The sequence below is a fragment of the Longimicrobium sp. genome (assembly GCF_048594345.1).
Taxonomy (GTDB): domain Bacteria; phylum Gemmatimonadota; class Gemmatimonadetes; order Longimicrobiales; family Longimicrobiaceae; genus Longimicrobium.
This window is the reverse complement of sequence record NZ_JBMDXM010000117.1, coordinates 65,171-77,605: the sequence shown is the minus strand read 5'-3', so window position 1 is coordinate 77,605 and position 12,435 is coordinate 65,171. Positions and strand designations below refer to the sequence as shown.

Here is a 12,435-nt window from a genome sequence, read left to right as displayed (position 1 = left end):
CCATCGGTTTACCCACCAGCGACCCACCCGGACCTTTCTTGACGCGGGGTGGTGGTTCGCCTCCGCGCCCCGGGGCGGGGAGCCCGGAGGCGCACAACACTTCGTCCGCGCGGTGGCCGTTCAGGCGCAGCCGACGCAGGTCAGCTGCTTGGTGCAGGGCGCGAAATACGTGTCCGGCAGGGGGCACGGGTAGTAGATCGTGTCCTTCACGGGCTCGGCGACTTCTTCGTCACCAATGGGCTCGGCGATCTCGAAGCTATCTACCTGCAGTCCATTCAGGTCCAGACGCATGGGACTCCTCCTTGGGAAAGTGGGGGTGCCGGGGAGCATGAAGGATAATGCCTTCGCCTTCCCTCATCAAGTATTTTAGTTCGTTAAAGGAAAGTGTCACTTCGGTGCTTGGCACACTGGAATGAAAAGCGCCTTCGGGAGGGAATCCCGGAGGCGCTTCGCGATTCAGCCCGTCGAGCGAGCGCTACTTCTCGCTCATGAACGGATACTCGAACGCCTGCGCGGGGGCAAAGGTTTCCTTGATGGTGCGCGGGCTGATCCACCGCACCAGGTTCAGGATGCTCCCCGCCTTGTCGTTGGTGCCGCTGCCGCGCGCGCCGCCGAACGGCTGCTGGCCGACCACCGCGCCCGTGGGCTTGTCGTTGATGTAGAAGTTGCCGGCCGCGTTGCGCAGCGCCCGGTCCGCCTGCAGCAGCGCCGCGCGGTCGTTGCTGAACACGGCCCCGGTAAGCGCGTACGGGCTGGTCTGGTCCACGATCTTCAGCGTCTGCTCCCACTCCGCGTCGGGGTACGCGTACAGCGAGACCACGGGCCCAAACACCTCTTCGCACATCAGCCGGTACGCGCTGTCCTGCACCTGCACCAGCGTGGGCTGGATAAAGTAGCCGGTCGAGTCGTCGTAGGTGCCGCCGGCGATCACGTCCACGCCGTCCGCTTCGTGCGCGTGCCTGATGTAGCCGGTGATCTTGTCGAACGCCTTACGGTCGATCACCGCGCCCATGAAGTTGCGGTAGTCGCTCACGTCGCCCACGCGGATCTTTTCCATCATCCCCAGCGTGTGCTCGCGCACCGTGGGCCACAGCGACTGGGGCACGTACACGCGCGACGCGGCGCTGCACTTTTGCCCCTGGTACTCGTAGCCGCCGCGCACGATGGCCGTCGCCAGCGCCAGCGGGTCGGCCGACGCGTGGGCCACGATGAAGTCCTTGCCGCCCGTCTCACCCACCAGCCGCGGGTACGTCTTGTAGCGGTCGATGCGCTCGCCCACCTGCCTCCAGATCATCTGGAACACCCCGGTGGATCCCGTAAAGTGGATGCCGGCCAGGTTGGGATCGTTCAGCACTTCCTCCGTCATGGGCCCCGGATCGCCCGGAAGGAAGTTGATGACGCCCGGCGGCAGCCCGGCCTCCATCAGCAGCCGCATGACGTAGTAGTTGCTGTAGATCGCCGTCGCCGCCGGCTTCCACAGCGCCACGTTGCCCAGCATGGCGGGCGCCGTGGGCAGGTTGCCGCCGATGGCCGTAAAGTTGAACGGCGTAACGGCGTAGACGAACCCCTCCAGCGGGCGGTGGTCCAGCCGGTTCCACATCCCCGGGCCGCTGAACGGCTGCTCGCTGTACAGCTGCTGCGCAAAGTGCGTGTTGAAGCGGAAAAAGTCGATCAGCTCGCACGCGCTGTCGATCTCCGCCTGGTGCGCCGTCTTGCCCTGGCCAAGCATGGTGGCCGCGTTCACGATGGGCCGGTAGCGCGTAGCCAGCAGGTCGGCGGCGCGCTGGAACACGGCCAGGCGGTCCTCCCACGGCCAGTTGCTCCAGTCCTTCCACGCCTTGAGCGACGCGTCGATCGCCTGCCGCACTTCGGCGGCGCCGGCCTTGTGGTAGCGCGCCAGCACGTGCCCGTGCTCGTGCGGCGACACCTGCACGTCGGTGTTGCCCGTGCGCACCTCGCGCCCGCCGATGATCAGCGGGATCTCGATCTCCTCGCCGTGCATGCGCGCGTACGTTTCCTTGAGCAGCGCGCGCTCCGGCGACCCCGGCGCGTAGGAAAGGACCGGCTCGTTGATCGGGCCCGGTACCCGCGGAACACTATTCATCACCCTTCTCCTCGTCGGCTCGTGGACAAGGCGGGGAAGTTAGGATGCGCGTGTGCGGGGCGCTACCCGTCACGCGCAGGAGCGGCGCGGGCCTTCTTCCGCGCCTTGCGGAACGCGCAGCAGTGGGCCTTGAACGCCGCCACCGCCGCCGCGTCCACCTCCACGTTGCGGTCGTAGCTGACGATGCTCATCCCCACCTGCTTCGACGTGCAGACGTTGTCCACCTGGTCGAGGGGAAACGCGAAGCCCACCCGCTCCTCGTACACGGATTCATCGTCCGCCGTCGACACCTTCGACTTGAGCTCCGAGATCATCCGCAGCACCACCATCTCGCGGTCGGTGCGCACGGTGACGGTCGAGGCGGGAAGCGCCGCGAAGTTGTCGGGGTTGCGGGTGAGAACGTGCAGGATCGCCATCTGCGCCTCTTCGTCCTTCAGCGGCGCCAGGCGGAGCTCGAAGCCGGTCCCCGTGATCTCGTCCGTGAACGCGACCGATTCCGTGGCGCGAGCTTTCGGCTTTTTCGCCTCACGGCCACGCTTTGAGGTCGATCGGGCTTTCGGCTCCGGCGTGGGGCCGTCCACCAGCACCGGGTCCGCGATCAGCTGGCCGAGCCGGAAAAAGTGCTCCATGGCGGAGCGCGCGTGCTCCGCGGCGTGCTGGCGAACCTCCGGCGCGGGGTTCACGCCGCACAGGTCTTCGGCGTAGCGCGCGCGGGCCAGCGCCGAGGCGTGGAGCTGGCGGATGCCGTTCAGGTGCTCCTGCTTCGCCGTGTCCGCCGGGGCATCGGCGGGCAGGTGCGTCATGGCGGCGGCCGCATGGTCGCGCACCGAGCGCATGGCGCGCAGCAGCCCGTCCATGTGCGCGGGCGGCAGCGGATCCACCTGTACCCAGGCGGGGAGCGCGGCGGGGATGCTCCTGTCCAGCCGGTAGCCGGGATCGGCGTGCGCCTGCCGCGCGCGGTTGGCCCACCCTTCGGCGTACTGGTAAAAGCGCAGCACCTGCTCCGCCGTCGCCGGGGGAACGTAGTGCGGCGTGCGCGGCTCGCAGCGGTAGTCCGCATCCAGGAACTCGTTGCCCAACGTGTGGAGCACAAACGCGTTCCACGCGCAGGCAAAGGCGGCGCGGGTGGCGGACGGCACCGCCCAGGGGTCCACGCCGTCGGCCCGGAGCGCCAGCCGCCGCCGCTCCACCTCTTCCAGCAGGTCGAGCAGGTCCCCGGTGCGGTCGCGGAACGCCTCCAGCTCCGCCGCCGGCACTTCGCCGTGCACCAGCCCCATGAGCCGGTTCCAGCCGCTGGGTTTTTCGGCCATAGGATGGAAGAGGATGAACGATGCGTGCGACGGGACCCGGCTACGCCGGCGGATCGGCTGATCGGGCGACGGCGTCGTAGAAGCCGCGGCAGTAGGCCTGCAGCCGCGAGATGGTCGTGGCGTCCAGCCCGACGGGCCCACGGTAGTTCTTGAAGCACAACGCGGCGGCACGCGCGGAGCAGAGCCTTGGCAGCAGGTCGCCGTGCAGCTCGAACCCCATCGTCTCCACGTATGCCATCCTCGCTCCCTGGTCGGTCCGCGCGCGTTTGCGGTCGGGGAGCGCCCTGAGGACGTTGGTCTGCGCGTCGGCCTGGATGGTGAGCGTCCCGGCGGTGAGCATGGGATACGCCTCGTAGCTTACGGCCGTGGTGCGGAGCACGATCATCCGGTTGGCCGCGGTGCGCACCTGCACCAGGCGCAGCGAGAAGTGCATTTCGATCGGCAGGCGCGCCGCGAAGTCGATCGTCTCCTCCGCTTCGATGATCGTCTGGCCGTCGGTCAGGCCGGGCCGCGTGACCAGGTGCAGGCGTGGAACGGCAGTCTCGGCGCCCGGAGCGGGGGCGGGCGGCGCCGGCGCCAGCTGGCCGCGCGCCCCTTCGCGTTCCCCCGCGCGCGGGCCGACCGATTCATCCGCCAGCTCCGGATCGGAGACCAGCTGCCCCAGCAGGTGCAGCTGCTCGACGGCTGCCCGCGCATGCTCCCCCGCGCGTTCGCGCACCTCGGCGACGGGATCGTTCCCCGCCAGCTCCTCCGCGTAGCGCGCCCGGGCCTGCGCCGACGCGTAGAGCTGGCGGATGCGGTTCAGCTGCGTCTGCCGCCGCGGATCCTCGGGCGGCGTGGCGGGAAGGAACGCCACCGCCGCGTCGGCGTGGTCGCGCACCGAGCGCATGGCGTTCAGCAGGCCGTCCAGGTGCGCGGGCGGAAACGGCTCCACCTGCTCCCACGCAGGCAGCGGGGCGGGAACGCTCAGGTCCAGCCGGTAGTCGGGGTTGGCCTGTGCCTGCCAGGCCCGGTTCACCCACCCTTCCACCGGCTCGTAAAAGCGCAGCACCTGCAGTGCCGTCACCGGCGGAACAAAGTGCGGCGTTCGCGGCTCCATACGGTAGTCCGCGTCCAGAAACTCGTTCCCCAGCGTCTGCAGCACGAACGCGTTCCACGCGCACAGGAACACGGCGCGCGTGGCGGGCGGAACCGTCCACGGGTCCAGTCCGTCGATCCTGCACTCCAGCCGCCGCCGCTCCACCTGGTCCAGCAGCTCCAGCACCGGCCCGCTGGCGCGGCGAAAGGCTTCCAGCTCCGCCGCCGGCACCTCGCCCTGCAGCTTTGCGACGATTCGGTTCCAGCCCGTGGGTTTCGCGGCCATGTGGGAGGGAGAAGATGAACGGCGGTGTGGTCGCGTGGACCCGGAGCCGCAAAGTGGCGCCGTTCGCCCCGTTCGGCAACGCGCCGGCTCCGCGTTCCGTTTCACCCGATGAACGTTTCGCCAGAGAGACATGATCTCTCACGCGGAGGCGCGGAAACGTAACCAGATCCTCTGCGCCTCTGCGCCCTCCGCGTCTCCGCGTGACACCGTTGTTTCCGCGGATCCGCGTCCGGGAACGAGGATGATGCCTGCCATCCAGCGAATCTACGCGGGGTTTGGATCCAGGCTCCGCGATCCGTCGTGATGCGTCCACTCTGCGACAGAAGGATGATGCAGACGGCGTAAGGTTTGCACGGGGGCTGCGGACTTTCCGAAAGTGGCTCCGGGGGAGCGGCACCGCCGCTCCCATGCGTATGACCCTCGATGCCGGCGGCCCTGATGTCCATCTCCCACCCGCGCCTGCACGCGACCGCGTACGACGAGCTGCAGCAGCGCGAGGAGTGGTTCCGCGCCGTGTTCGAGGGTTCCGCGCTGGGAATCTCGGTGGTGAACCTGCAGGGGCACGTGATGGAGGCCAACGCCGCGTTCCAGCGGATGGTGAGCGTGCCCGTGGACGAGCTTCGCCGCATCCCCTTCGTCACCCTGGGCCATCCGGACGACCGCGAGCACGACGCCGCGCTCTTTCGCCGGCTGGTGGATGGCCGCCTGTCCAGCTACCAGCTGGAGCTGCGCTACCTGCGCGCCGACGGCGGCACCTTTCCCGCGCGGCTCACCGTCTCGCTGGTGCGGGATGAAGACGGCCAGCCGCGCTTCTGCGTCGCCATGCTCGACGACCTTACCCAGCGCACCCGTGCCGAGGCCGAGCGCGACGGGCTGGAGGAGCGGCTTCGCCACCTGGCGTTGCATGATCCGCTGACGGGGCTTCCCAACCGCGTGCTGCTGGCGGAGCGGATGCGCGCGGCCGTGGATTCGCTGGCGCACGAGCCCGGCGCCCGCTGCGCCGTGCTGTTTCTGGACCTGGACCGCTTCAAGAACGTCAACGACTCGCTGGGCCATGGCGTGGGCGACGAGCTGCTGCGCCAAGTGGCGGGCCGGCTGGCCGCGTGCGCGGGCCCGGCCGACACCGTGGCCCGCTTTGGCGGCGACGAGTTCATCATCTTTCTTCCCCGCGCCGCCGGACGGGAGCAGGCGCTGGCGGTGGCGGGGCAGGTGCGCAAGGCGCTGGATGCCCCGCTGCAGCTGGGGAGCTACGAGACCTATACCACCGCCACCATCGGCATTGCCCTGGCCGACGGCACCGGCGGCTCGCCCGACGACCTGCTGCGCAACGCCGACATGGCCATGTACCACGCCAAGGCCGTCGGCAGCGTGCTGGCCGTCTTCGACGGCGCCATGCACCGGGCGGTGATGGAGCGGCTGGGTCTGGAGACGGACCTGCGCGCCGCCCTGGCCCGCGAAGAGCTGCGGCTGGCGTTTCAGCCCATCGTCGCGCTGGCGACGGGCGCCGTGGTCGGGGCCGAGGCGCTGGTGCGCTGGGACCACCCGCTGCACGGCCACGTATCGCCGCAGCGCTTCGTCTCGCTGGCGGAGGACACAGGGCTGATCGGCGCGCTGGGGGCGTGGGTGATGGGCGAGGCGGCGCGGCAGCTGGCGCAGTGGCGGCTGGAGCTTCCCGGCGCCGCCGGACTGGAGGTGAGCGTGAACGTGTCGCCCCGGCAGCTGCGCGATCCGGGGCTGGTGCAGGCCGTCGCCACGACGCTGGGCGAGCACGGCCTGCCCCCTGCCGCGCTCAAGCTGGAGCTTACGGAAAGCTCGCTTGTGGAAGATCCCGCCACCGCGGCCGGCGTGCTGCGCGCCCTCAAGCGGCGCGAGGTGCAGGTGTACCTGGATGACTTCGGCACCGGCTACAGCAGCCTCAGCTCGCTGCACCGGCTGCCGCTGGACGCGCTCAAGATCGACCGCTCGTTCGTGAGCGAGATGGACGGCTCCAGCACCGGCGCCTACCGCGGCGCCGAGATCGTGCGCACCATCGTGGCCATGGCGCGCAGCCTGGGCGTGCGCGTGGTGGCCGAGGGCGTGGAGACGCGCGAGCAGCTGGCCGCCCTGCGCGCCCTGGGGTGCGACTACGCGCAGGGCTTTCTGATCTCCCTCCCGCTCCCCGCCGCCGAGTTCGAAGCCGCCTTCCTCCGCGGCGACACCCCCTTCACCTGGGGCGATCCTTTGCGCTAAGGGCAGGCTCGGCGGAGGCGGCTACCCTGACGACGCCGGCTGGCTCACGTGCCGTCTGCTCGCTGGAGCGAATGAATTCGCCGCTGGAACATCGCAAAGTCCGCCTGCGCGGACTCGGCGGTCCGACGGTGTGCGGCGTTCCAGGCGACTGTGCGTCCGCAGCCAGAGAATCGCATTCCGCCCGGCTTTATCCCCCCGTACACGAATCATCCGCCGCTCCAACCTCCGCCGCCTCGCACCGCGGGGCGTTTGGGTGTATCATCCAGCAGCCGGAGTGGCGGAATCACTTCCGCACTCACGCACTGACGCACTCACGCACTTTGTTTTCGATATGCAACCATCCGAGCGCGACGCCGTTCTGCGCCGCGTCGCCGCCGCGCTGACCTCCGTTCTGCACCCCACCACCGGCGAAGACGTCGTGTCGTCGGGGCGGGTGCGGGAGATGGAGGTGCTGGAAGACGGCACCGTCCGCTTCAAGTTCGCGCTGCAGGCGGACGATCCCGGCACCCTGGTCCGCCAGTCGCGCGCCGCCGCCGAAAAGGTGGACGGCGTGCAGAAGGTGAAGATCGACATCAGCCTGCCCGCAGCCGGCGCGCCGATGCCGAAATCCAAGTCGCCGCTGCGCGCGGGGAACGTCCCCGCGCCCACGCCCAACGCCAGCCTGGTTCCCGGCGCGCGGCACATCATCGCCGTAAGCTCCGGCAAGGGCGGCGTGGGCAAAAGCACCGTGGCCGTGAACGTGGCCGCCGCGCTGGCGCAGACCGGCCGCCGCGTGGGCCTGCTGGACGCCGACATCTACGGCCCCAACGTGCCCACCATGTTCGGCGAGCGCCGCAAGCCGCGGGTGATCGGCGCGCGGGGCAAGGAGAAGATGGAGCCGCTGGAGGCGCACGGCGTGCAGCTGATGAGCCTGGGCTTTCTGCTGGACGAGGGACAGGCCGCCATCATGCGCGGCCCCATGATCGCCGGGATCCTGAAGCAGTTCCTGAGCGAGGTGGAGTGGGGCGAGCTGGACGTGCTGATCGTCGACATGCCGCCGGGCACGGGCGACGCGCAGCTTTCGCTGGTGCAGACCATCCGCCTGGACGGCGTGGTGATGGTGACCACGCCGCAGGACGTGTCCACGGGCGACGTGCTGCGCGGCATCAAGATGTTCGAGCGCACCAACACCCGCGTGCTGGGCGTGGTGGAGAACATGAGTGGCTTCATCTGCCCGTGCTGCGGACAGCGGTACGAGATCTTCGGCCGCGCGGGGGGGCGGCGCCTGGCCGAGCAGACGGGGATCGACTTTCTGGGCGAGGTGCCGCTGGAGATCCCCGTGCGCGAAGGCGGCGACGCCGGCGTCCCCATCGTCGTCTCCCAGCCCGAATCCCCCGCCGCCCTCGCCCTGCGCGAGGTCGCGGAGGCCGTAATCGCGCGGGTCGGGACGCTGGCGGCCGCGGCGACGGCGTAATCGTAATACCGAATCCGGATAAACCATCGGAAGGTACAGAGGGACCGAGCCCAGCCAGAGGAACAGAGGTGATCCGCATTCCTTCCTCTGTTCCTCTGGCTGTTCTCCGTCCCTCTGTACCCTGACCTCTGTTTGCTGTAGTCCGACTTGAGGAACTGCTGATTCATCCACCCGCGACGAGTTCTCGTGACCCACGAAAGGGCCGGCGATCACGACGACCGCCGGCCCTTCGCACGTCCCCCGGAGCAGGGCAGGGAAGCCGTTGCAGGCTATTCCCTATTCCCTATTCCCTATTCCCTATTCCCTGTTCCCTGTTCCCTGCGGTTACGAGTCCAGCCAGCGCCGGTCCGAAGCCGGAATCCGCCCCCGGCTGGAGCCACGCTCGCCGCGCTGGATGAGCTTTACCACCAGCCACCCCACCAGCACCAGCGGCAGGATCTTCACGGCCAGGGTAACCGCCATCGCCAGCAGCCCGAACGCCAGCCCGAACACCATCCCGAAGATGGCCAGCAGCACGGTGAGCACCACAAAGCCCACCACCGCCACCACCACCAGCCCAACCAGCGCGCTCAACATCGTATCTTCCTCCCTCGATCTGCTTCGTCGGTTCAGCGGCTTGTCAGTCCATCCACTGCACGTCGATGCTGCCCAGCGCCGCGTCGATCTTCACCGTCAACTTGTATCGCGCCGAATCCCAGTTGCGCGAGTACCAGGCACCGTCCCGCCGCACCATCCCCGCCGGCGAAAAGCGGGTCAGAAAGCCCTCCCGCTCGATCTTTACGCCCAGCGACCGCGGAAACCGCAGCGTAAGCGAGCCCAGCCCCATGTCCACGTTCAGGCTGGCGCTGCGGGCCCATGCCCCGTCGAACTCCAGCATGGCCTCGCCCACCCCGCCGTCCAGCACGAACCGCTCCGCCCGTGCGTTCCCCAGCCCGCGCATCCGCAGCCGCGACGCGCCCGAGGCCACCCGCACCGTCCCCGCCTGCACCCGGTTGGGTGCGCCGAAGCGGACTTCGGTTTCGCTGGCCCCGGTGGACAGATCCACACTACGCAGGGAAAGCCCTCCGAGTTCCAGATCCGCCTCGCCCGCGCCAAACTCCACCGCAAGATCCGTCGGAATGCCCAGCGCCAGCTCCACGTTGGCGTTGCCGCCGCGCTGCGCCCGCTGGTTGCGGCGCACGCTTTCCACCCCCAGGTGCAGCCGGCCGGTCCCGCGGTCGTAGCTGGTCACCGGCCGCATCTGCCGCTCGTCGTAGCGCATCTGCATGCGGTACAGCAGGCCGTTGGCCGCGGGGCGCACCCGCAGGTCGCCGCCGCCGTACTCCACCGCCACGCTCAGGCTGCGCTCCCCCTGCGCCTGCCGCGCCGAGGTCACGTTCCGCCACTCCTGCCCCCGTGCGGGAGCCGCCGCGCCCAGGAGCGCGGCGGCCAGGACCAGCGGGGCGAGCGCGCGGCGGTCAGGCCGCATTCGCGCCCCCGGGCTCGGCGGCGGGCTCCATCCCGCCCAGCCCCATCATCCGGCGGTAGCGGCGCTCGCGCCAGGTGCGGTTGGCGCCCATGAGCACCGCGCCTATCCCCACGCTGGTGGCCGCCCACAGCAGCACACCGGCAAACACGCCCACCAGGTCGCCCACGAAGCCCAGAAAGCCCGTCATCCCCAGCAGGTTGGCCACCACCAGCGGCGCCAGCAGCAGCGACAGGCCGGTGAACACGTAGCTGTAGGCGTTGCGGTGGCGCGTGTCGTAGCTGCCGCGCTGCTCCGCCGTGCGCTCGCCCAGGGCGTGCGCCACCGTCACCAGCCCCACCGCCGCCGCCGCCAGCACCGCGACGATGAAGAGCGGAACGTACACCAGCAGCAGCGGAAGGCCGATGATGGTCACCGCCAGGCCCACCACGCCGACCACGAAGAGCGGAAGCACCAGAAAGTGCGCCGCCACCCCCACCGCGGCCGCGCGACCCGTGTTGCGGCGGACCGTGTCGCTCAGGCCGGTAAGCTGCGGCATCCCGTAGAAGATGAGGCCCACCCCTACGCCGGCCAGCACCAGCCCCAGCGCCAGCGTTTCCATCAGCCCCACCAGCCCGCGGCCGATGGGCGCGAACCACGAGCGGCCCAGCCGCACGCGGCTGGCGACGGGAACGCCCTCCTGCGTCGCCATGGCCCGCCCCTCGTCCACCACCCGCATTTCACCCGACACGCGGGCGCCGCGGTTCACCAGGCGGCCGGCGGTCACCACCGCGTCACCCGCGACCACGGCGCCGCTTTCCAGGTGCAGGTCGCCGCGGGCCACGGTCACGTCGCCGCGCACCTCGCCGGCCACGGTCAGGTCGCCGTTCAGCACCACCACGTCGCCGTCCACCACCTCGCCGGCCGCGATGGTGCGGTCGCCGTTGATGTTGAGCACGTGGCCGGTATGGCGCGCGGGCGCGGCCGGTGCCGCCGGAGCGGCGGCCGCGGCGGGGGCTTCGGGCCCCAGCACCAGCGAGTCCTGCGCGTGCGCCGGCAGTCCGGCCAGGAGCGCCATGGCCGCGGCCAGGGCGCCCCGCTTGATCAGATCAGTACGCATGGGTCATCCCCGTGGCAGGGGTCTTCAAAAGACGGACGATCACGAAGGCCGAGACCGGGATCGCGGCGAAAAAGAGCAACAGCGAAAGCGGAACCCCCGCGGCGTCGGGGCCGGGCATGCGGGCCAGCGTGTCGGCCGCCCACCCGAACAGGCCGCTGCGGCCAAAGGCACCGGCCACCTGCACCACCGCGCCCCACGCAACCTCGCTCACCCACCCGCGGGCAATGCCCCACAGCGCGCTCACGCTCACCAGGGGGTGCGTGGAGAGCCACACGCCCAGCCCCGTCAGCGGGGCCATGATCACGGTGAGCATGGCCGTGAGCCACACCCAGCCCCGGAACGAAGCGGGAAGCCAGCCCTTGCGGGCCTGGCGCGCCGGCTCCGCCGCGGCGGCCGTGGCCGTCCGCGGCGCGATCACCACCCGCGCCATCACCGCGTCGGCAAAGCCGGCGGACGGCGAAACGGCGGGAAGCGACTGCAGCGCGGAGATGAGCGCGCGGGCCGAGCGCAGCTCCGACGCGCAGTGTGCGCACGTCCTGAGGTGCTGCTCGGCCAGCATTCGTTCCGCGTGGCTCAGATCGCCCTCGGCGAGCTGCTCCAGCGTCCAGAAGGGAAGGTGTCCGGTTGCGTCCGTCACGGCTGCCTCACGGGGCTCGGTTCGGTTCCATTGGGGTCCGTACGGGGGGGTGAGCCCCCGGGTTTCAAAGAGTACGTCGCGCTACGCCGCCTCGCGCAGGTGCTGCAGCTGCTCGCGCAGCTCGTTGCGCCCACGGTGGATGTACGTCTTCACCGTGCCCAGCGGCAGGGCAAGGATCTCGGCGATCTCCTGGTACTCGCGCCCGTCCACGTGGCGCAGCAGGATGGCGGCCCGGTATTCCGGGCGCAGCTTGCCGATGGCTTCCTCGATCTCCTCGCCCAGCTCCTTGGCCTCCAGCAGCTCCTCGGGATTTTCGTCCGGCGAGGCGATGGTGATGCTGGTGGCCTCGATCTGCTCGGCCGTCACCGCGTTGCGCGAGCCGTCGATGGAGACGGTGTCAAGCTCCTTACGCCGGATGTGGTCGATCGTCAGGTTGGTGGCGATCTTGAAGATCCAGCTGCTGAACTTGTAGCGCGGGTCGTACCGGTCGATGTTGTTGAACACACGCACGAACGTCTCCTGCGCCAGGTCCTCCGCCTGCTCCCGGTCGCGGATCATCCGGTAGATAATGGAGAACACGGGCCGCTGAAAACGGCCGAGAAGCTCGCGATACGCCTTCTCGCTGCCCTGCTGGGCGCGAGTGACGAGCTCATGGTCAGAGACCGGGGTTTCGTTCACCGCTTGAGTTCGGGGGTCTGTTGATTCAGACTCGCCCGGCGCCCTACGCAAGGCGGGCGCGGCGAGTTTCACGGGCGGCGGCGAGGCTTGCTCCGGC

General features: G+C 69.8%; 11 protein-coding genes. 2 read left to right on the top strand and 9 right to left on the bottom strand.

Annotated features, from left to right (window positions below):
- Positions 1 to 120: 120 nt before the first annotated feature.
- From ACOJUJ_RS13030 to ACOJUJ_RS13015, 4 genes are all read right to left on the bottom strand, one after another.
- A complete protein-coding gene (locus ACOJUJ_RS13030; protein ID WP_420127317.1) occupies positions 121 to 291 on the bottom strand; it encodes a hypothetical protein in 171 nt (56 codons plus the stop codon).
- Between the two features lie 184 nt (positions 292 to 475).
- Positions 476 to 2,107, bottom strand: a complete 1,632-nt coding sequence (gene pruA, locus ACOJUJ_RS13025; RefSeq protein WP_420127316.1) for an L-glutamate gamma-semialdehyde dehydrogenase — start codon at positions 2,105 to 2,107, stop codon at positions 476 to 478.
- Positions 2,108 to 2,166: 59 nt separating this feature from the next.
- Positions 2,167 to 3,414, bottom strand: a complete 1,248-nt coding sequence (locus tag ACOJUJ_RS13020) for a hypothetical protein (protein ID WP_420127315.1) — start codon at positions 3,412 to 3,414, stop codon at positions 2,167 to 2,169.
- Between the two features lie 40 nt (positions 3,415 to 3,454).
- Positions 3,455 to 4,777 carry a hypothetical protein gene (locus ACOJUJ_RS13015; RefSeq protein ID WP_420127314.1) on the bottom strand — a complete coding sequence of 441 codons (1,323 nt, stop codon included), beginning with the start codon at positions 4,775 to 4,777 and terminating at the stop codon, positions 3,455 to 3,457.
- Between the two features lie 438 nt (positions 4,778 to 5,215).
- Between ACOJUJ_RS13015 and ACOJUJ_RS13010 the strand changes: the two genes are divergently transcribed.
- Positions 5,216 to 7,006: a putative bifunctional diguanylate cyclase/phosphodiesterase gene (locus tag ACOJUJ_RS13010; RefSeq protein WP_420127313.1), complete on the top strand. Its 1,791-nt coding sequence runs from the start codon at positions 5,216 to 5,218 to the stop codon at positions 7,004 to 7,006.
- A gap of 331 nt (positions 7,007 to 7,337) precedes the next feature.
- The gene (locus ACOJUJ_RS13005) at positions 7,338 to 8,459 is read left to right on the top strand and encodes a P-loop NTPase (protein ID WP_420127312.1); all 1,122 of its coding nucleotides are present in this window, start codon (positions 7,338 to 7,340) and stop codon (positions 8,457 to 8,459) included.
- 324 nt (positions 8,460 to 8,783) lie between these two features.
- On the opposite strand, the gene ACOJUJ_RS13000 is transcribed toward ACOJUJ_RS13005, so the two are convergent.
- The 5 genes from ACOJUJ_RS13000 to ACOJUJ_RS12980 form a co-directional block, all read right to left on the bottom strand.
- Positions 8,784 to 9,032: a hypothetical protein gene (locus ACOJUJ_RS13000; RefSeq protein ID WP_420127311.1), complete on the bottom strand. Its 249-nt coding sequence runs from the start codon at positions 9,030 to 9,032 to the stop codon at positions 8,784 to 8,786.
- 46 nt (positions 9,033 to 9,078) lie between these two features.
- On the bottom strand, positions 9,079 to 9,927 hold the full coding sequence (locus tag ACOJUJ_RS12995) for a hypothetical protein (RefSeq protein WP_420127310.1): 849 nt from the start codon (positions 9,925 to 9,927) through the stop codon (positions 9,079 to 9,081).
- Entirely contained in the window at positions 9,917 to 11,023 is a 1,107-nt protein-coding gene (locus ACOJUJ_RS12990; protein ID WP_420127309.1) for a hypothetical protein, read from the bottom strand. Before ACOJUJ_RS12990 ends, ACOJUJ_RS12995 begins: the two co-directional genes overlap by 11 nt.
- A complete protein-coding gene (locus ACOJUJ_RS12985) occupies positions 11,013 to 11,660 on the bottom strand; it encodes an anti-sigma factor family protein (protein WP_420127308.1) in 648 nt (215 codons plus the stop codon). The genes ACOJUJ_RS12990 and ACOJUJ_RS12985 overlap by 11 nt, the downstream gene beginning before the upstream one ends.
- Before the next feature lie 81 nt (positions 11,661 to 11,741).
- Entirely contained in the window at positions 11,742 to 12,338 is a 597-nt protein-coding gene (locus tag ACOJUJ_RS12980; protein WP_420127307.1) for a sigma-70 family RNA polymerase sigma factor, read from the bottom strand.
- Between the last annotated feature and the right edge of the window lie 97 nt (positions 12,339 to 12,435).

Excerpts from the sequence above, each read along its gene's own strand:
- ACOJUJ_RS13030 (WP_420127317.1), bottom strand. The coding sequence starts at position 291 with ATGCGTCTGGACCTGAATGGACTGCAGGTAGATAGCTTCGAGATCGCC.
- ACOJUJ_RS13020 (WP_420127315.1), bottom strand. The coding sequence starts at position 3,414 with ATGGCCGAAAAACCCAGCGGCTGGAACCGGCTCATGGGGCTGGTGCAC.
- ACOJUJ_RS13015 (WP_420127314.1), bottom strand. The coding sequence starts at position 4,777 with ATGGCCGCGAAACCCACGGGCTGGAACCGAATCGTCGCAAAGCTGCAG.
- ACOJUJ_RS13010 (WP_420127313.1), top strand. The coding sequence starts at position 5,216 with ATGTCCATCTCCCACCCGCGCCTGCACGCGACCGCGTACGACGAGCTG.
- ACOJUJ_RS13005 (WP_420127312.1), top strand. The coding sequence starts at position 7,338 with ATGCAACCATCCGAGCGCGACGCCGTTCTGCGCCGCGTCGCCGCCGCG.
- ACOJUJ_RS12995 (WP_420127310.1), bottom strand. The coding sequence starts at position 9,927 with ATGCGGCCTGACCGCCGCGCGCTCGCCCCGCTGGTCCTGGCCGCCGCG.
- ACOJUJ_RS12990 (WP_420127309.1), bottom strand. The coding sequence starts at position 11,023 with ATGCGTACTGATCTGATCAAGCGGGGCGCCCTGGCCGCGGCCATGGCG.